Origin of the sequence: Sporolactobacillus sp. Y61 (assembly GCF_040529185.1) — a bacterium.
Lineage (GTDB): Bacteria > Bacillota > Bacilli > Bacillales > Sporolactobacillaceae > Sporolactobacillus.
In genome coordinates this window covers 625,310-640,886 of the sequence record NZ_CP159510.1, presented here as the reverse complement: position 1 = coordinate 640,886, position 15,577 = coordinate 625,310, and the positions used below count along the sequence as shown (strand labels likewise).

Annotated in this window: 29 protein-coding genes; all 29 read left to right on the top strand. The window is 47.2% G+C overall.

Annotation, left to right across the window (positions count from 1 at the left end; genetic code table 11):
* The 29 genes from rpsC (at position 1) to rplM (ending at position 15,577) form a co-directional block, all read left to right on the top strand.
* The gene (gene rpsC / locus ABNN70_RS03210) at positions 1 to 663 is read left to right on the top strand and encodes a 30S ribosomal protein S3 (RefSeq protein WP_353948745.1); all 663 of its coding nucleotides are present in this window, start codon (positions 1 to 3) and stop codon (positions 661 to 663) included.
* A 2-nt stretch (positions 664 to 665) separates the two neighbouring features.
* A complete protein-coding gene (rplP, locus tag ABNN70_RS03205; protein ID WP_129930021.1) occupies positions 666 to 1,100 on the top strand; it encodes a 50S ribosomal protein L16 in 435 nt (144 codons plus the stop codon).
* A complete protein-coding gene (gene rpmC, locus ABNN70_RS03200) occupies positions 1,090 to 1,293 on the top strand; it encodes a 50S ribosomal protein L29 (protein WP_129930022.1) in 204 nt (67 codons plus the stop codon). Before rplP ends, rpmC begins: the two co-directional genes overlap by 11 nt.
* Before the next feature lie 16 nt (positions 1,294 to 1,309).
* Entirely contained in the window at positions 1,310 to 1,582 is a 273-nt protein-coding gene (gene rpsQ, locus ABNN70_RS03195) for a 30S ribosomal protein S17 (RefSeq protein ID WP_353948744.1), read from the top strand.
* A 45-nt stretch (positions 1,583 to 1,627) separates the two neighbouring features.
* Entirely contained in the window at positions 1,628 to 1,996 is a 369-nt protein-coding gene (gene rplN, locus ABNN70_RS03190) for a 50S ribosomal protein L14 (protein WP_129930024.1), read from the top strand.
* Between the two features lie 43 nt (positions 1,997 to 2,039).
* A complete protein-coding gene (rplX, locus tag ABNN70_RS03185; protein ID WP_129930054.1) occupies positions 2,040 to 2,348 on the top strand; it encodes a 50S ribosomal protein L24 in 309 nt (102 codons plus the stop codon).
* A 29-nt stretch (positions 2,349 to 2,377) separates the two neighbouring features.
* A complete protein-coding gene (gene rplE / locus ABNN70_RS03180; RefSeq protein ID WP_129930025.1) occupies positions 2,378 to 2,917 on the top strand; it encodes a 50S ribosomal protein L5 in 540 nt (179 codons plus the stop codon).
* Positions 2,918 to 2,941: 24 nt separating this feature from the next.
* Positions 2,942 to 3,127 carry a type Z 30S ribosomal protein S14 gene (locus ABNN70_RS03175; RefSeq protein ID WP_129930026.1) on the top strand — a complete coding sequence of 62 codons (186 nt, stop codon included), beginning with the start codon at positions 2,942 to 2,944 and terminating at the stop codon, positions 3,125 to 3,127.
* Between the two features lie 33 nt (positions 3,128 to 3,160).
* Positions 3,161 to 3,559, top strand: a complete 399-nt coding sequence (rpsH, locus tag ABNN70_RS03170; protein ID WP_129930027.1) for a 30S ribosomal protein S8 — start codon at positions 3,161 to 3,163, stop codon at positions 3,557 to 3,559.
* Positions 3,560 to 3,586: 27 nt separating this feature from the next.
* Entirely contained in the window at positions 3,587 to 4,126 is a 540-nt protein-coding gene (rplF, locus tag ABNN70_RS03165; RefSeq protein WP_129930028.1) for a 50S ribosomal protein L6, read from the top strand.
* Between the two features lie 40 nt (positions 4,127 to 4,166).
* On the top strand, positions 4,167 to 4,529 hold the full coding sequence (gene rplR, locus ABNN70_RS03160) for a 50S ribosomal protein L18 (RefSeq protein WP_129930029.1): 363 nt from the start codon (positions 4,167 to 4,169) through the stop codon (positions 4,527 to 4,529).
* An 18-nt stretch (positions 4,530 to 4,547) separates the two neighbouring features.
* A complete protein-coding gene (rpsE, locus tag ABNN70_RS03155) occupies positions 4,548 to 5,063 on the top strand; it encodes a 30S ribosomal protein S5 (protein WP_129930030.1) in 516 nt (171 codons plus the stop codon).
* Between the two features lie 13 nt (positions 5,064 to 5,076).
* A complete protein-coding gene (gene rpmD, locus ABNN70_RS03150) occupies positions 5,077 to 5,265 on the top strand; it encodes a 50S ribosomal protein L30 (RefSeq protein WP_129930031.1) in 189 nt (62 codons plus the stop codon).
* 31 nt (positions 5,266 to 5,296) lie between these two features.
* Complete coding sequence (gene rplO / locus ABNN70_RS03145; protein WP_129930032.1) at positions 5,297 to 5,737, top strand: 50S ribosomal protein L15; 441 nt, start codon at positions 5,297 to 5,299, stop codon at positions 5,735 to 5,737.
* The gene (secY, locus tag ABNN70_RS03140; RefSeq protein WP_129930033.1) at positions 5,737 to 7,026 is read left to right on the top strand and encodes a preprotein translocase subunit SecY; all 1,290 of its coding nucleotides are present in this window, start codon (positions 5,737 to 5,739) and stop codon (positions 7,024 to 7,026) included. The genes rplO and secY overlap by 1 nt, the downstream gene beginning before the upstream one ends.
* 31 nt (positions 7,027 to 7,057) lie before the next feature.
* Positions 7,058 to 7,711: an adenylate kinase gene (locus tag ABNN70_RS03135; RefSeq protein ID WP_129930034.1), complete on the top strand. Its 654-nt coding sequence runs from the start codon at positions 7,058 to 7,060 to the stop codon at positions 7,709 to 7,711.
* Positions 7,708 to 8,457: a type I methionyl aminopeptidase gene (gene map, locus ABNN70_RS03130; protein ID WP_129930035.1), complete on the top strand. Its 750-nt coding sequence runs from the start codon at positions 7,708 to 7,710 to the stop codon at positions 8,455 to 8,457. Before ABNN70_RS03135 ends, map begins: the two co-directional genes overlap by 4 nt.
* A gap of 331 nt (positions 8,458 to 8,788) precedes the next feature.
* Entirely contained in the window at positions 8,789 to 9,007 is a 219-nt protein-coding gene (gene infA, locus ABNN70_RS03125; protein ID WP_129930037.1) for a translation initiation factor IF-1, read from the top strand.
* Positions 9,008 to 9,045: 38 nt separating this feature from the next.
* Positions 9,046 to 9,159: a 50S ribosomal protein L36 gene (gene rpmJ / locus ABNN70_RS03120; protein ID WP_010024581.1), complete on the top strand. Its 114-nt coding sequence runs from the start codon at positions 9,046 to 9,048 to the stop codon at positions 9,157 to 9,159.
* 19 nt (positions 9,160 to 9,178) lie between these two features.
* Positions 9,179 to 9,544, top strand: a complete 366-nt coding sequence (gene rpsM / locus ABNN70_RS03115) for a 30S ribosomal protein S13 (protein WP_129930038.1) — start codon at positions 9,179 to 9,181, stop codon at positions 9,542 to 9,544.
* Positions 9,545 to 9,566: 22 nt separating this feature from the next.
* Positions 9,567 to 9,956, top strand: coding sequence for a 30S ribosomal protein S11 (rpsK, locus tag ABNN70_RS03110; RefSeq protein ID WP_129930039.1), 390 nt, complete (start codon positions 9,567 to 9,569; stop codon positions 9,954 to 9,956).
* 146 nt (positions 9,957 to 10,102) lie between these two features.
* Complete coding sequence (locus tag ABNN70_RS03105; protein WP_129930040.1) at positions 10,103 to 11,047, top strand: DNA-directed RNA polymerase subunit alpha; 945 nt, start codon at positions 10,103 to 10,105, stop codon at positions 11,045 to 11,047.
* 78 nt (positions 11,048 to 11,125) lie between these two features.
* Positions 11,126 to 11,491: a 50S ribosomal protein L17 gene (gene rplQ, locus ABNN70_RS03100; protein WP_129930041.1), complete on the top strand. Its 366-nt coding sequence runs from the start codon at positions 11,126 to 11,128 to the stop codon at positions 11,489 to 11,491.
* Positions 11,492 to 11,700: 209 nt separating this feature from the next.
* Positions 11,701 to 12,540 carry an energy-coupling factor ABC transporter ATP-binding protein gene (locus ABNN70_RS03095; RefSeq protein ID WP_129930042.1) on the top strand — a complete coding sequence of 280 codons (840 nt, stop codon included), beginning with the start codon at positions 11,701 to 11,703 and terminating at the stop codon, positions 12,538 to 12,540.
* Entirely contained in the window at positions 12,516 to 12,728 is a 213-nt protein-coding gene (locus ABNN70_RS03090) for an ATP-binding cassette domain-containing protein (protein ID WP_353948743.1), read from the top strand. Before ABNN70_RS03095 ends, ABNN70_RS03090 begins: the two co-directional genes overlap by 25 nt.
* Positions 12,704 to 13,390: an ATP-binding cassette domain-containing protein gene (locus ABNN70_RS03085; RefSeq protein ID WP_353948742.1), complete on the top strand. Its 687-nt coding sequence runs from the start codon at positions 12,704 to 12,706 to the stop codon at positions 13,388 to 13,390. Before ABNN70_RS03090 ends, ABNN70_RS03085 begins: the two co-directional genes overlap by 25 nt.
* On the top strand, positions 13,383 to 14,177 hold the full coding sequence (locus tag ABNN70_RS03080) for an energy-coupling factor transporter transmembrane protein EcfT (RefSeq protein WP_353948741.1): 795 nt from the start codon (positions 13,383 to 13,385) through the stop codon (positions 14,175 to 14,177). Before ABNN70_RS03085 ends, ABNN70_RS03080 begins: the two co-directional genes overlap by 8 nt.
* Positions 14,178 to 14,192: 15 nt before the next feature.
* A complete protein-coding gene (gene truA / locus ABNN70_RS03075) occupies positions 14,193 to 14,933 on the top strand; it encodes a tRNA pseudouridine(38-40) synthase TruA (RefSeq protein WP_353948740.1) in 741 nt (246 codons plus the stop codon).
* A 206-nt stretch (positions 14,934 to 15,139) separates the two neighbouring features.
* Positions 15,140 to 15,577, top strand: coding sequence for a 50S ribosomal protein L13 (gene rplM, locus ABNN70_RS03070; RefSeq protein WP_129930046.1), 438 nt, complete (start codon positions 15,140 to 15,142; stop codon positions 15,575 to 15,577).

Genomic DNA, 15,577 nt, shown 5'->3' with positions numbered 1-15,577 from the left:
GTGGGTCAGAAAATTAATCCTATAGGTTTCAGAATCGGAGTGATCCGTGACTGGGAATCCAAATGGTATGCTGATAAGAAGAACTATGCAAAATATCTTCACGAAGATATCAGAATCCGTAAATATATTGAAGACAGGCTGAAGGATGCAGCCGTATCATCCATTGAACTGGAACGTGCCGCAAACCGGATCAATATTACGATCAAAACGGCGAAACCCGGAATGGTCATCGGTAAGGGTGGCTCAGAAGTTGAAACGCTTCGCAAAGCACTGAATAACCTGACCGGCAAACGTGTTCACGTCAACATATTCGAAATCAAGCATGCGGATCTTGATGCCAGACTGGTTGCGGAAAACATTGCGAAACAGCTGGAAAGCCGTATCTCCTGGAGACGTGCCCAGAAACAGACCTTGCAGAGAGCCATGAGGGCCGGTGCCAAGGGGATTAAAACACAGTGTGCCGGACGTCTGGGTGGTGCTGATATGGCACGAACAGAGGATTACAGTGAAGGAACTGTACCGCTTCACACACTTCGCGCTGATATTGACTACGGTACTGCAGAAGCAGATACAACATATGGTAAAATCGGCGTTAAAGTTTGGATCTATCGCGGGGAAGTCCTTCCGACGAAAGGAACAGACAATAAGGAAGGAGGAAGATAATTATGTTAATGCCAAAACGTGTAAAATTCCGCAGACAGCATCGTGGCAGAATGCATGGTAAGACCAAAGCCGGTGCTACGGTAACATTCGGTGAATACGGACTTCAGGCACTGGAATCCTCGTGGATTACCAGCCGCCAGATTGAAGCATCCCGTATCGCTATGACGCGTTTCATGAAACGTGGCGGAAAAGTATGGATCAAAATCTTCCCGCAGAAATCTTATACCAAAAAACCACTGGACGTCCGCATGGGTTCCGGTAAAGGTGCTCCTGAAGGATGGGTTGCAGTCGTTAAACCTGGCCGCATACTCTTTGAAGTGGGCGGCATCAATGAAGAAGTAGCCAATGAAGCTTTGAGACTCGCAGGCCACAAACTTCCGATCAAAACGAAGATTGTGAAACGCGAAGAAGTGGGTGGTGACGCAAATGAAGGCTGAAGAACTTCGTAATTTATCCACTGCCGAGGTTGAAAAAAATGTGAAGACGCTGAAAGAAGAATTATTTAATCTGCGTTTCCAGCTTGCAACCGGACAATTGGAAAACACTGCCCGCATACGTGAAGTGAGAAAATCCATTGCTCGTGCGAAAACGATTTTGCGTGAACGTGAACTGAATGTTCAAAACGGCTGAAAAGGAGGTTCAATGAATGGCTGAAGACATACGTAACAATGCCCGTAAAGTTCTGGTTGGTCGTGTTGTTTCAGACAAAATGGATAAAACCATTACAGTTCTGGTTGAGACATCAAAGAAACATAAACTCTACGGCAAACATGTCAAGTATTCAAAGAAGTTTAAAGCGCATGATGAAAATAATCAGGCAAAAGCCGGCGATATCGTTGAAATCATGGAAACTCGCCCGCTTTCGAAAGATAAACGTTTTCGTCTCGTTAAAATTGTTGAGGAATCCGTCATTATCTGATCGCAGTATCTATGCGATTAAGGGTCGAAGGGAGGTCACATCTGTATGATTCAGCAGGAAAGCCGCTTAAAGGTTGCCGATAACTCCGGTGCCCGTGAAGTACTGACCATTAAAGTGCTTGGAGGTTCCGGACGTAAGACAGCGAATATCGGCGACGTCATTGTTGGTTCTGTAAAACAGGCAACACCAGGTGGCGTTGTTAAGAAGGGCGAAGTTGTCAAAGCGGTTATCGTCCGTACAAAACAAGGCGTGCGCAGGACAGACGGATCGTACATCAGCTTTGATGAAAATGCGGTTGTTCTGATTCGCGATGATAAGAGTCCGCGTGGAACACGAATCTTCGGGCCGGTAGCACGTGAACTTCGTGAAGGACAGTTCATGAAGATCGTTTCACTCGCACCGGAAGTATTGTAATTTGAACGTTCAGGAAAAGGAGGTGCTACTCAGTATGGCGAAATTGCATGTGAAAAAGGGCGATAAAGTCCAGGTGATTTCCGGAAAAGACAAGGGCAAGCAGGGTGTGATCCTCACAGCTTATCCTTCAAAAGAACGTGTCGTTGTTGAAGGGGTCAATGTGGTCAAGAAACATTCAAAACCCTCACAGGCGGCTCCGCAGGGCGGAATTCTGGAACATGAAGCGCCGATCCACGTTTCAAATGTTATGCTCGTTGATCCGAAAACGAATGAACCTACGCGAGTGGGCCACAAGATAGTAGATGGCAAGAAAGTACGTGTATCCAAAAAATCAGGCGAAGTCATCGACTGATCTGATTGTTTTTGAAAGGAGGCAAACTCATGGGCCGTTTCAAAGAAAAGTATGAAAAAGAAGTTGTCCCGGCATTAATTGACAAGTTCAAATATACATCGATTATGCAGGTTCCATCGATTGAGAAAGTTGTTATCAATATGGGTGTTGGCGATGCTGTTCATAATTCTAAGGTTCTGGACAGTGCCGTTGAAGATCTGACTGCATTGTCTGGTCAGAAACCGGTAATTACCCGTGCGAAGAAATCTATTGCGGCATTTAAACTGCGTGAAGGCGTGGCAATCGGTGCCAAAGTGACCCTCAGGAGGGACCGTATGTATGACTTCCTGGATAAACTGATTACTGTTGCCCTGCCGCGTGTCCGTGATTTCCGCGGGATCTCAAAGAAATCTTTTGATGGTCGGGGTAATTACACGCTTGGCATTCGTGAACAGCTGATTTTCCCTGAAATTGATTACGACAAGGTAGACAAGGTCCGCGGTATGGATATTGTCATTGTGACTACTGCGAAGACTGATGAAGAAGCGTCGGCGCTGCTGACTCTGCTCGGCATGCCCTTTGCAAAATAATAATCAATAAGGAGGGAATCCATTTTGGCAAAAAAATCGATGCTTGTATCCGCACACCGTCCGAAAAAATTCAAAGTGCAGGAATACACGCGCTGTGAGCGCTGCGGACGTCCTCATTCGGTACTGAGAAAGTTCAAGTTATGCAGGATCTGCTTTCGTGAACTGGCTCATAAGGGACAGATTCCCGGCGTCAGAAAATCCAGCTGGTAAAATAATAAGTAATAGGGAAGGAGGTCGATTTGCATGGTCATGACAGATCCTATTGCAGATATGCTGACCCGTATTCGTAATGCGAACATTGTTCGTCATGCGCAGATTGAGCTGCCAGGTTCCAGAGTCAAAAGAGAAATAGCTGAGATCCTCAAACGTGAAGGTTTCATCAAAAATGTTGAGTATATAGATGATGACAAACAGGGTGTACTCCGCCTCTTTCTGAAGTACGGCAGTAACAAAGAACGCGTCATTTCAGGCCTTAAGAGAATCAGTAAACCTGGTCTGCGTGTTTATGCTAAAGCTGACGAAGTGCCTAAGGTACTTGGTGGTCTCGGCATCGCCATCGTCTCCACATCAAAAGGCATTGTAACGGATAAAGAAGCCCGCCAGCAGAATGTAGGCGGAGAGGTTCTCGCCTACATCTGGTAAGCGTGAAACAAGAATGGAGGTGTTCTCATGTCCCGTATTGGATTAAAACCGACGGCCATTCCGGATGGCGTAACGGTTATTATAGACGGTCAGAATGTGACGGTTAAAGGACCGAAAGGGGAACTGTCCCGTACATTTCATCCGGATATGATCATTAAACAGGAGAATAATGAAGTGAAGGTCGAAAGGCCGGATGATTCAAATAAGCATCGTGCGCTGCATGGCACGACAAGCAGTCTGATCAGCAATATGGTTGAAGGTGTAACCAAAGGTTATGTCAAAAATCTTGAGCTGGTGGGAGTTGGTTACCGGGCGAATATTAAAGGTAAAAATCTTGTTCTTAATGTCGGCTATTCTCACCCGGTAGAAATTGTTCCGGAACAGGGCATTGAACTGAATGTAGAAGGCAACAACAAGATCAGTGTCCAGGGTATTGATAAGCAGCGTGTCGGTGAAGTAGCTGCTAATATCCGTTCTGTCCGTGCCCCTGAACCTTACAAGGGCAAGGGTATTCGCTATGAAGGCGAACATGTCCGTCGCAAGGAAGGAAAAACAGGTAAGAAATAATAGACGGCTGTAATGTGACTGAGAAAGGAGCGATAGAAGCATGATCACTAAAAAGGATAAGAATGCACTCCGCCTGAAAAGGCATATGCATGTCCGCCACCGGATTGTTGGAACAAGTGAACGTCCGCGTCTGAATGTTTTCCGTTCATCAAAGAACATTTATGCCCAGTTGATTGATGACACAAAGGGTGTCACACTTGTCTCCTCTTCATCTATCGATAAGGCTTTTGATCTTGAAAAAGGCAGTGATGTGGCAGCAGCGAAACGTGTCGGCGAGATCATAGGTAAACGTGCAGCTGAAAAGGGTATTGACCGTGTCGTTTTCGACCGCAGTGGCTATATTTATCACGGACGTGTTGAAGCTGTAGCTGAAGGCGCCCGGGAAGCCGGATTAAAATTTTAAAAATAAGGAGGGGAATCCATGGCTTATCGTGATCGTAACAAATCAGATCGCAACAAATCGGAATTTGAAGACCGTGTTGTTTCGATTAATCGTGTAGCAAAGGTAGTAAAAGGCGGGCGCAGGTTCCGTTTTGCGGCACTGGTTGTCGTTGGTGACAAAAAAGGAAACGTTGGTTTCGGACAGGGTAAAGCTCACGAAGTACCTGAAGCCATCAGGAAAGCTATTGAAGATGCTAAGAAAAATGTATTTAATGTGCCGATTGTAAATACAACGATTCCACATCAGGTTGTCGGACATTCGGGAGCAGGCAGTGTTCTTCTGAAACCGGCGTCTGAAGGTACCGGAATCATTGCCGGCGGACCTGTCCGTGCGGTGCTTGAACTCTCAGGACTGGGTGATATCCTGTCTAAATCACTGGGATCCAATAATCCGATTAATATGGTCCGGGCAACGGTCGAAGGTCTTAAGAATCTGAAGCGTGCAGAACATGTCGCAAAACTTCGCGGCAAATCTGTGGCAGAGCTGCTCGGCTAAGGAGGGAACAGCAATGGCAAAGAAATTGGAAATCACCCTCAAACACAGTGTGATCGGCCGGCCGGAATCACAGCGTGTAACAGTCAGGACGCTCGGACTCAGGAAAACCTATCAGACTGTCGTTCAGGAAGACAATCCATCTATTCGCGGAATGATCACCAAGGTTTCGCATCTGGTATCTGTCCGCGAGCTGAATGATTAATGTAAGTATATTGGAACAAGGAGGTGCCAAGATGAAACTTCATGAATTAAAACCGGCTGAAGGATCACGTTTTTCACGGAAAAGAGTGGGCCGTGGCTATGGTTCAGGACTTGGTAAAACATCTGGGCGAGGACAAAAGGGACAGAAATCCCGTTCCGGCGGCAATGTTCGTCTTGGATTTGAAGGCGGTCAGCTGCCTCTTTTCCAGACGCTGCCGAAGAAGGGTTTCAAGAATCCTACGCGCAAAGTGTATACTATTGTCAACCTTGAAAAGTTGAACCGTTTTGAAGACGGTACAGAAGTAACACCGGAACTTCTTCTTAAAACACGCGTGATCAGGAAACTGAATGACGGTGTTAAAATACTCGGTGAAGGCAAGATCGAAGCCAAATTAACTGTGAAAGCGACAAAATTTTCTGCTTCTGCCAAAGAAGCTATCGAGGCTGCCGGCGGAAACATTGAGGTGATCTGATGTTTCAAGTGCTTTCCAGTATGTGGCGGGACGCAGGCATTCGCAAAAAGGTAGTATTTACACTTCTTATGTTGATTATTTTTCGGATTGGGACATTTATTCCTGTTCCGGATATCAATACAGAATTGATTAATATCAGTGATTCCAGCGCGTTTGGTCTGTTTAACACATTCGGTGGAGGGGCATTGCAGAATTTTTCCATCTTTTCGATGGGTGTTATGCCTTACATCACATCATCCATTATTGTTCAGCTGTTGCAGATGGATGTCGTTCCGAAGCTGACTGAGTGGTCCAAGCAGGGCGAAATGGGAAGGCGTAAGCTGAATCAGCTGACCCGCTACGGCACCATCGTGCTGGGATTCATTGAAGCTCTTGGTCTGTCCTTCGGATTCAACGCAAACTTTCCCGGTCTTGTCGCGAATCCGAATATCTGGACCTATCTCATCATTGCGTCTGTTCTGACGACCGGAACAGCTTTTCTGATGTGGCTTGGCGATCAGATCACTGCCTACGGTGTAGGAAATGGTATTTCGATCCTGATTTTTGCAGGCATCGTTGCCCGTATCCCTACAGCAATCAACCAGATTTATGTCCAGCGTTTTGAAGCTTCAACCAACGCGTTTATGGAAATACTGGGCCTGCTGGCTATTGTTGTGATTGTTCTTCTGATTGTTGTGGGTACCATCTTCGTTCAGCAGGGAATTAGAAAGATCCCCATTCAGTATGCAAAACGTACTGTCGGAACGAAGACATACAGCGTCGAACCTGCCCATTTGCCGATTAAGGTTAATGCAGCAGGAGTGATCCCGGTGATCTTCGCTATTTCACTGATGATTACGCCACCGACCATCGCCCGTTTCTTCCCACGCAATAATGTGACCGACTGGATCGTCAGGATCTTTGATTATTCGACGGTCTATGGCATGATTATTTATGCCGCACTGATTATTGCATTCACCTATTTTTATACGTTCGTACAGGTGAATCCGGAAAAAATGGCAAAGAATCTGGGAAAGCAGGGGGGCTATATTCCCGGAATCAGACCGGGAAAGAACACGGAGAAGTTTATTACGAAGATCCTGTACCGCCTGACGTTTCTCGGAGCTATTTTCCTTGCGGTGATTTCGCTTCTGCCGATCGTATTCGGGGAAATTGGCGATTTACCGGCAAGCGCGAGAATAGGAGGCACCAGCCTTCTGATCGTTGTCGGTGTTGCACTGGATACAATGAAACGTATTGAAAGCCAGCTGGTTAAGAAAAATTATCACGGGTTTATCCGAAGAAGATAATAGATCCGCAGATCAAGTCGGGAGTGGTGACATGAATCTGATATTAATGGGGCTTCCGGGCGCCGGTAAGGGGACGCAGGCTGATCGGATTGTCGAACAGTTCGGTTTTCCTCATATATCAACAGGTGATATGTTCCGACAGGCCATCAAAGACGGAACAGAACTCGGGAAAAAAGCGAAGTCCTTTATGGATAAAGGCGCACTGGTTCCTGATGATGTGACTGTCGGTATTGTCCGGGAACGCTTGTCGGCGGAAGATTGCAACAGAGGGTTTCTGCTGGATGGTTTTCCAAGAACCGTCTTGCAGGCTGAAAAACTGGATGAGATGCTTGCTGAGGGCGGAAGAAAGATCGATGCGGTGCTTGATATCAATGTGGATCCGGAAAAACTTGCTGCCCGTCTGACGGGACGTCGTGTCTGCCCAAATTGCGGAGCAAGTTATCATCTGATTTTCAACCCGCCGAAACAAGAGGGCATATGCGACAGATGCGGCAGTGCTCTGAAGCAGCGTTCGGACGACCGCCCGGCCACGGTTCATGAAAGACTGCAGGTGAATATGAAGCAGCAGGAGCCACTTGTTTCTTTCTATGAAAAGAAGAATGTGTTAAAGACGGTGAACGGTGATCAGTCCATTCAGGCCGTATTCAAGGATATTTCGCAGATTCTGGAGTCGGAGGCTGAGTGATTCAACTGAAAACTGAGAGCGAGATTGAGAAAATTCGTCAGGCCGGACAAATTGTTGCTGATACACTTAATCAACTGCAACAGGCAATACGTCCGGGGATTTCTACGATTGAGCTCGACCTGCTAGCAGAGCGCTTGATCAGAAAGGCCGGAGCAGAGCCATCTTTCAAAGGTTTTGACGGTTATGCCAACAGCATCTGCACATCCGTTAACAATCAGCTGGCGCACGGAATTCCCGGTTCCTGTATCCTGCAGGACGGAGACATCATCACGATTGATATTGGTGCCCGGTATGAAGGCTTTCATGCGGATTCTGCCTGGACATATCCGGCAGGGCACATAGCCGAAGAAGATCGCAGACTGCTTGAAGCAGCAGAAACTGCACTCGACAACGGTATGGCAGAAGCCCGTCCGGGGTCCCGTCTGACGAACATATCCTATGCGGTTCAGTCCTGTGTGGCGTCTTACGGATATTCAGTAGTTCATGAGTTGACCGGCCACGGCATCGGTCGTCATCTCCATGAAGAACCCGATGTACCCAATTATGGGAAACCCGGTCAGGGTCCGGTCCTGTTACCCGGAATGGTGCTGGCAATTGAACCCTTGGTCAATGAGGGCACGCGAGATATCTGGATCGTTGGAGATGACGACTGGACAATCGAAACACAGGACGGAAAAAGATGTGCTCATTTTGAGCATACGCTGGTTATTACGGACGATGGGCATGAAATCTTGACAAAGCATTAAGTGAAGGTGATGATTGATGGGTAGTGATCAGGCTCCTCGGCCTGTCCCCGGACAACTTGTCCAGGTATTAAGGGGAAAGAGACCGGTTCTTTTTTTGTCATTGTAAAACTTATTGACGACCGTTACGTTGAAATTGCGGATGGTAACCGTCGCAAGTTTGATCATGCAAAAAAGAAGAACATCAGCCATCTTGATCTTCAATCGTATGTATCTGTCGAAGTTCAGAAGAGCTTGCAGGAAACAGGACGCGTAACAAATGGAAAACTCAGATTTGCCATCGCACATTATCTGGATGGCAGACTCAGTAATAACAGGAAGGGTGAGTCAGCCGATGGCTAAGGAAGATGTCATTGAAGTTGAAGGCACCGTAGTTGAACCGTTACCGAATGCGATGTTCCGTGTCGAATTGGAAAACGGTCATAAAATACTGGCACATGTATCGGGCAAAATTCGTATGCATTTTATTCGCATTCTCCCCGGTGATAAGGTTACAGTTGAATTGTCGCCTTATGATGTGTCACGTGGCCGTATAACGTTCAGACATAAATAATCAGAAGATGCTCTGCATGAAATAAGGAGGTTTCATCGATGAAAGTCAGACCATCAGTTAAAAAGATGTGTGAGAAGTGCAAGATTGTGCGTCGTAAGGGCGTTGTCATGGTGATTTGCGAAAATCCAAAGCATAAGCAGAGACAAGGCTGAAAAGGAGGTGCTTTAACGCATGGCTCGTATTGCAGGTGTCGATATTCCAAGAGAAAAAAGAGTCGTTATTTCTCTGACCTATATTTATGGTATTGGTCTGACAACAGCGAAGAAGATTCTGGCGGAAGCAAAGGTCTCTGAAGATACACGTGTACGCGATCTGACTGAAGAAGAACAGACACGTATTCGTGAAGTCGTTAACCACTATCGTGTGGAAGGTGACCTGCGCCGCGAAGTTTCTCTGAATATCAAGAGACTGATTGAAATCGGATCCTACAGAGGTATCCGTCATCGTCGCGGACTTCCTGTCCGTGGACAGAACACAAAGAATAATTCTCGTACGCGTAAAGGCCCGAAGCGCACGATGGCTAATAAAAGAAAATAAGTGAAGGAGGGTAAAAACATTTATGGCTAAACAACAACGTACGCGTAAGCGCCGCATTAAGAGAAATGTGGAAAACGGGGTGGCACATATCCGCTCCACATTCAATAATACGATTGTTACAATTACCGATCCCCATGGTAATGCGATCTCATGGGCAAGTGCAGGAGGTCTCGGATTCAAGGGATCCAAAAAATCGACACCTTTTGCGGCTCAGACCGCTGCTGAAGCGGCAGGCAAGAGCGCGCTGGACAGTGGAATGAAGACAATCGAAGTGTCTGTCAAGGGACCAGGGGCCGGACGTGAAGCCGCAATCCGCGCACTTCAGGCAGTGGGCCTTGAAGTCACAACGATCCGCGATGTAACCCCGATTCCTCATAACGGATGCCGTCCACCGAAGCGTCGTCGCGTCTGATCTCTCCGTGTATAGCATGAAGGCGATCCGTTCATAATGCTATTAATATGTGAAAGAAGCGAGCCGTAAACCTGAAACAGGTATAATCGGGAAATTCTGGCCCTGAAGAGCCATGATTTCGACGTTTGAAGGAGGGTTCATTTTTGATGATTGAGATCGAAAAACCAAAGATCGATACGGTTGAGATAGCAGACGACGGAAGTTACGGCAAGTTTGTTGTGGAGCCGCTCGAACGTGGATACGGTACGACTCTGGGTAATTCTTTACGTCGAATTTTGCTTTCTTCCCTCCCGGGCGCGGCTGTTACGACCGTTCAGTTTGATACGGTGCTTCACGAATTTTCCACTATCGAAGGCGTTGTAGAAGATGTAACGGCGATCATTCTGAATATCAAGAAGCTGGCTTTGAAGATCTATTCAGATGAAGAAAAGACACTGGAAATCGACGTTAAGCGAGAAGGAAAAGTGACAGCCGCTGATATTATTCACGACAGTGATGTTGAGATTCTGAATCCGGAACTGGAGATCGCGCATGTTGATGCGGGCGCGCATTTTCATGTCAGAATGACGGCAAAAAAAGGTCGCGGATATGTTCCTGCTGAAAGGAACAAATCTGAGGACCTGCCAATTGGTGTCATTCCGGTCGATTCTATTTATACACCGATTGAGCGTGTAAACTATCAGGTAGAGAAAACAAGAGTGGGTCAGGTAGCCAATTATGACAAGCTGACGCTTGACGTATGGACAGACGGCAGTATTCGCCCTGAAGAAGCTGTATCCCTTGCGGCAAAGATTCTGACCGAACATCTGAATATTTTTGTCGGACTGACTGATCAGGCTCAGACCGCTGAGATCATGATTGAAAAAGAAGAAGATAAAAAAGAAAAAGTACTTGAGATGACGATCGAAGAACTTGACCTTTCCGTACGCTCCTATAATTGCCTGAAGCGTGCCGGGATCAACACAGTTCAGGAACTGACTCAGAAATCAGAAGAGGACATGATGAAAGTCAGAAACCTCGGCCGTAAATCTCTTGAAGAAGTGGAAGAGAAACTGAATGAACTTGGGCTTGGACTTAGAGTTGAAGAATAACAGACGGTGATCAAGTCAATATTTCTCTTTTTTGCGCAAAAAAGAAGAAACCAGGTTGAAAAAAGGAGGTACAGGTACATGGCATATGCAAAACTGGGCCGGGACTCGGCAGCGAGGAAGGCATTGTTCCGTGATCTGACGACCGATTTGATAATTAATGAACGGATTCAGACAACCCACGCTAAGGCTAAGGCACTGAGGCCGATCGTTGAGAAGATGATTACGCTGGCTAAGCGCGGTGATCTTCATGCGCGTCGTCAGGCGGCTGCTTTTGTCCGTAAAGAAGTGGCTGACCAGGAATCCGGTCAGAATGCGCTTCAAAAGCTGTTCGATGACATAGCAAAACGCTATGAAGAACGCCAGGGTGGTTACACACGTGTTCTTAAAACAGGTCCGCGCAAGGGCGATGGTGCGGAACAGGCTATTATCGAACTGGTAAAATAATGTACCAGACACAACGGGCAGAGGCATGGCTCCGAGAGGGACCTGTTTTCTGCCTTTTTTTTACACTGCAAATGGCTCAGCCGGTGCCAGAGGGTCCTGGCTTTACCAGGTTCTTCTTCGGCCGAGATGATGAGATGAGCGTCTGGAGATGTCGTCCAGACATTTCCGGTACATAGAGAAGAACAGGATGAGGGGAGTCCGAGCGTGTAATGGAGAAAATCATTAAAGTCGACAATGTATCTTACCAATATACAGAAGATCACCCATGGGTGTTGCAGGATGTCAGTTTTTCGGTTAATCGGGGTGAATGGCTGGCCATCATTGGTCACAACGGATCCGGTAAGTCCACACTGGCCAAATGCCTGAACGGGCTGCTCCTTCCTCAGAAAGGGACGGTCCATGTCGGTGGCTATGATACGAGGGATAAATCAGCAATCTGGGAAATCCGGCGACAAGTGGGTATGGTTTTTCAAAATCCGGATAACCAGTTTGTCGGCGCAACGGTGCAGGATGATGTCGCTTTTGGAATGGAGAACCATGGGATTCCGCGTGATGAAATGATTAAAAGGCTTAAAGAATCGCTTAAACTGGTCCGGATGGATCAGTTCGCCAGTCAGGAACCCCACCGGCTTTCCGGAGGACAGAAGCAGCGTGTGGCCATAGCCGGTATTGTTGCCCTGCAGCCGATGATTATCATTCTTGACGAAGCAACTTCTATGCTCGACCCTGAGGGCAGAAGAGAAATCATCAGGACGATGCGAACCCTGAACAGAACACGCGGAATCACCGTACTATCCATTACTCACGATCTGAATGAAGCGATCTACGCGGACCGTGTCCTTGTGATGAATAATGGCAGAATGATCCGGGAAGGTGGTCCGCGTGAGATCTTCCAGACACCGGAACTGCTGGAAAAAATCGGTCTTGATCTGCCCTTTTCCATAAAGCTGCGGAATTTGCTCAGGGAAAAAGGGGTCGGTTTATCGGATCATGCATTAACCCAGGAAGAGTTGGTGAATGAATTATGGACATTACGTTCACAAAAGTAAACCACATCTACAACCCGGGGTCACCGTTTGCGCGTAAAGCCCTGGATGATATTAATCTTCGTATCCCGTCCGGTTCATTTACGTCCATTATCGGTCAAACTGGATCAGGAAAATCTACTCTTGTCCAGCATATCGACGGATTACTCAAACCTTCTTCGGGAAAGTGGTCGTTGGTTCGTATAACCTGACAGCAGATAAAAAGAAACAGGATCTCAGGACTCTGAGAGCGAAAGTGGGTTTTGTTTTCCAGTATCCGGAACATCAGCTGTTTGATGAAACAATCATCAAGGATGTCTGTTTTGGGCCGATAAACTTCGGTGTGCCGCAGGACGAAGCGGTGAAGAGAGCAGAAGAAAGTCTGACACGGGTCGGTATTCCTTCCCCATACTGGCAACGGTCACCGTTCGATCTCAGTGGAGGCCAGATGCGCCGCGTGGCTATTGCAGGTGTACTGGCAGCGCACCCCGAGGCAATCATTCTTGATGAACCCACAGCCGGCCTTGATCCGAGGGGCCGGGAGGAGATTCTGCAGCTATTTCTCGGACTGAATAAAGAGAGAAAAACAACCATTATTATGGTCACACACAATATGAACGATGCCGCTTTATATTCCGATCAGGTGATTGTGATGAATCATGGGAAGAAAATAATGGACGGGAAACCTGAAGACGTATTTTCCAGGGAAGAGGAGCTGCATCAGGCCGGACTGGACGCCCCGCAGACCATGCTGTTTCTGGATCAGCTGAACCAAAAAATGGGCCGCAGGAAAAAAACAGGTCCGGTATTCACACTCAATGAAACGGCTGATACGGTTATCCGGATTCTGAATGGAGGCGCTGACCATGTTTAATCTTGTGATCGGACAATATGTTCCGCTGAAGTCATTTATCCACCAGCTGGATCCGCGTTCAAAACTGATTTCCATTTTTTTATTTGTCATCATTGTCTTTCTGGCTAATAACTGGGTCACTAACGGATTATTGCTGCTTTTCTGTGTTGCGGGGATTATTTTCTCGAAAGTCTCGTTTAAATTTATTTACAGGGGACTAAAGGCCGTCTTTTTCATCGTTCTCCTGACTTTTTTCCTGAACCTCTTTTTTACGACGGGAGGACCGCTCCTGTTCAGCCTGGGCTGGTTTCATATTTATCTTAATGGACTAATCCAGTCGATATTTATTTCCATCAGAATTTTAGTGATTATTATCATGACGACTCTTCTGACTCTGACGACCTCGCCGATAGAAATAACGGATGGCATGGAAAGCTTACTTGGGCCACTGAAAAAGCTGAAGTTTCCGGTCCATGAATTTGCCCTGATGATGTCGATCTCGTTGCGTTTTATTCCAACACTTCTGGAAGAAACGGAGAAGATTATCAAGGCGCAGGCTGCCCGTGGCTCTGATTTTTCCAGCGGCTCCGTGAAAAACCGGATGAAGGCGGTTGTCCCCCTGCTCGTCCCACTATTTGTCAGTGCGTTTAAGAGAGCTGAAGACCTTTCGATGGCGATGGAAGCCAGGGGCTATCACGGGGAGGCCGGGCGGACGCGGCTTCATAAACTGAGCTGGGGGCACCGGGACACGGAACTGATGGTCCTGCTCGGCTTACTGACTGTCGTACTGATTCTTGTCCGAAGCTGAAGGCAGGTTAACATAATGGATAAACTCAAATGCACGGTTTCCTATGATGGAACGCATTTCTATGGTTATCAGGTGCAGCCGGAAAAACGCACCGTTCAGAGCGAAATTCAGTTGGCCCTTTCCCGAATGCATCATGGCAGCCAGATAAAAATCACAGCCTCGGGGCGTACGGACCGGGGCGTTCATGCGAAAGGTCAGGTCTTCCATTTCAGCAGTCCGCTTAAGATTCCGGTCGATCACTGGACGCTGGCGCTGAACAGCCTTTTGCCGGAAGATATCCATATTTTCAGGACGGAACGGGTACCGGAATCTTTTCATGCCCGGTATGATGTCAGGAAAAAAGAATACAGATATCGTCTGCTGACCAGACCGCAGCCAGATCTGTTCAGACGACTTTACACCCTGCACGTCCCTGATAAACTGGATCTTGGGAAAATGAATGAAGCGGCACAGTATATTGTCGGCACGCATGATTTTTCCTGCTTCTGTGCGGCAAATACAAGCGTCAGGAATAAAGTCCGGACGGTTTATGAACTGGAGATTTTCCCTGTGGATCCTGATGAGACCGTGATCCGTATCGTCGGAAGCGGTTTTCTCTACCAGATGGTTCGGATCGTCACAGGGACACTTCTGGATGTCGGTCTGCATGCACGGGTACCGGAGAGCGTTGGCCGAATCATTGAAGGAAAAGACAGGCAGGCAGCGTCAAAGACGGCACCTGCCCATGGGCTGACATTGTGGCGGGTGATCTATTAATTCTTTCTCCCGAAAAATTATCAGTGATTGACAATCAAGTCTGTGTGTTATAAAATATACTTCGGCATTTCTGATTTGACCACTATTAGCCCCAAAATATATTGGATCAAATAGAATCATGAACGGAAACGGAAATTGATCATTTCCGGCTCTAAGCGGTTGTGGGTCGCTGAGAGAATATGAATGTAATCAGGGAGGAAACAGTAGTGCGTACAACATATATGGCTACAACAGCATCAGCTGACCGCAAATGGCTGGTTATTGATGCGGACGGCCAGATTCTCGGCCGCCTTGCAAGCCAGGTCGCAGCGATACTGCGCGGCAAGAATAAACCGACTTATACGCCTCATGCGGACGTCGGTGACAATGTGATTATTATTAATGCGAAAAAAATTCGTCTGACAGGCAGAAAACTGCAGACCAAACAGTATATTCGTCATTCAGGCTTTGCGGGAGGCATTAAGGCCCGTTCAGCCCAGCAAATGCGTGAGACGCGTTCAAGGGAAATGCTCGAACGTACCATTAAGGGCATGCTTCCTCACAACAGTCTTGGACACAAAATGTTCCTGAAACTGCACGTATATGAAGGCGCGGAACATCCGCATGCCGCACAAAAACCTGAAGTTTACACACTTCGTGGATAA

Bases quoted from the DNA above. Each gene is read 5' to 3' on its own strand.
- rplP (WP_129930021.1), top strand. From the start codon at position 666: ATGTTAATGCCAAAACGTGTAAAATTCCGCAGACAGCATCGTGGCAGA.
- rpmC (WP_129930022.1), top strand. From the start codon at position 1,090: ATGAAGGCTGAAGAACTTCGTAATTTATCCACTGCCGAGGTTGAAAAA.
- rpsQ (WP_353948744.1), top strand. From the start codon at position 1,310: ATGGCTGAAGACATACGTAACAATGCCCGTAAAGTTCTGGTTGGTCGT.
- rplN (WP_129930024.1), top strand. From the start codon at position 1,628: ATGATTCAGCAGGAAAGCCGCTTAAAGGTTGCCGATAACTCCGGTGCC.
- rplE (WP_129930025.1), top strand. From the start codon at position 2,378: ATGGGCCGTTTCAAAGAAAAGTATGAAAAAGAAGTTGTCCCGGCATTA.
- rpsH (WP_129930027.1), top strand. From the start codon at position 3,161: ATGGTCATGACAGATCCTATTGCAGATATGCTGACCCGTATTCGTAAT.
- rplF (WP_129930028.1), top strand. From the start codon at position 3,587: ATGTCCCGTATTGGATTAAAACCGACGGCCATTCCGGATGGCGTAACG.
- rplR (WP_129930029.1), top strand. From the start codon at position 4,167: ATGATCACTAAAAAGGATAAGAATGCACTCCGCCTGAAAAGGCATATG.
- rpsE (WP_129930030.1), top strand. From the start codon at position 4,548: ATGGCTTATCGTGATCGTAACAAATCAGATCGCAACAAATCGGAATTT.
- rpmD (WP_129930031.1), top strand. From the start codon at position 5,077: ATGGCAAAGAAATTGGAAATCACCCTCAAACACAGTGTGATCGGCCGG.
- rplO (WP_129930032.1), top strand. From the start codon at position 5,297: ATGAAACTTCATGAATTAAAACCGGCTGAAGGATCACGTTTTTCACGG.
- secY (WP_129930033.1), top strand. From the start codon at position 5,737: ATGTTTCAAGTGCTTTCCAGTATGTGGCGGGACGCAGGCATTCGCAAA.
- ABNN70_RS03135 (WP_129930034.1), top strand. From the start codon at position 7,058: ATGAATCTGATATTAATGGGGCTTCCGGGCGCCGGTAAGGGGACGCAG.
- infA (WP_129930037.1), top strand. From the start codon at position 8,789: ATGGCTAAGGAAGATGTCATTGAAGTTGAAGGCACCGTAGTTGAACCG.
- rpmJ (WP_010024581.1), top strand. From the start codon at position 9,046: ATGAAAGTCAGACCATCAGTTAAAAAGATGTGTGAGAAGTGCAAGATT.
- rpsM (WP_129930038.1), top strand. From the start codon at position 9,179: ATGGCTCGTATTGCAGGTGTCGATATTCCAAGAGAAAAAAGAGTCGTT.
- rpsK (WP_129930039.1), top strand. From the start codon at position 9,567: ATGGCTAAACAACAACGTACGCGTAAGCGCCGCATTAAGAGAAATGTG.
- ABNN70_RS03105 (WP_129930040.1), top strand. From the start codon at position 10,103: ATGATTGAGATCGAAAAACCAAAGATCGATACGGTTGAGATAGCAGAC.
- rplQ (WP_129930041.1), top strand. From the start codon at position 11,126: ATGGCATATGCAAAACTGGGCCGGGACTCGGCAGCGAGGAAGGCATTG.
- ABNN70_RS03095 (WP_129930042.1), top strand. From the start codon at position 11,701: ATGGAGAAAATCATTAAAGTCGACAATGTATCTTACCAATATACAGAA.
- ABNN70_RS03090 (WP_353948743.1), top strand. From the start codon at position 12,516: ATGGACATTACGTTCACAAAAGTAAACCACATCTACAACCCGGGGTCA.
- ABNN70_RS03080 (WP_353948741.1), top strand. From the start codon at position 13,383: ATGTTTAATCTTGTGATCGGACAATATGTTCCGCTGAAGTCATTTATC.
- truA (WP_353948740.1), top strand. From the start codon at position 14,193: ATGGATAAACTCAAATGCACGGTTTCCTATGATGGAACGCATTTCTAT.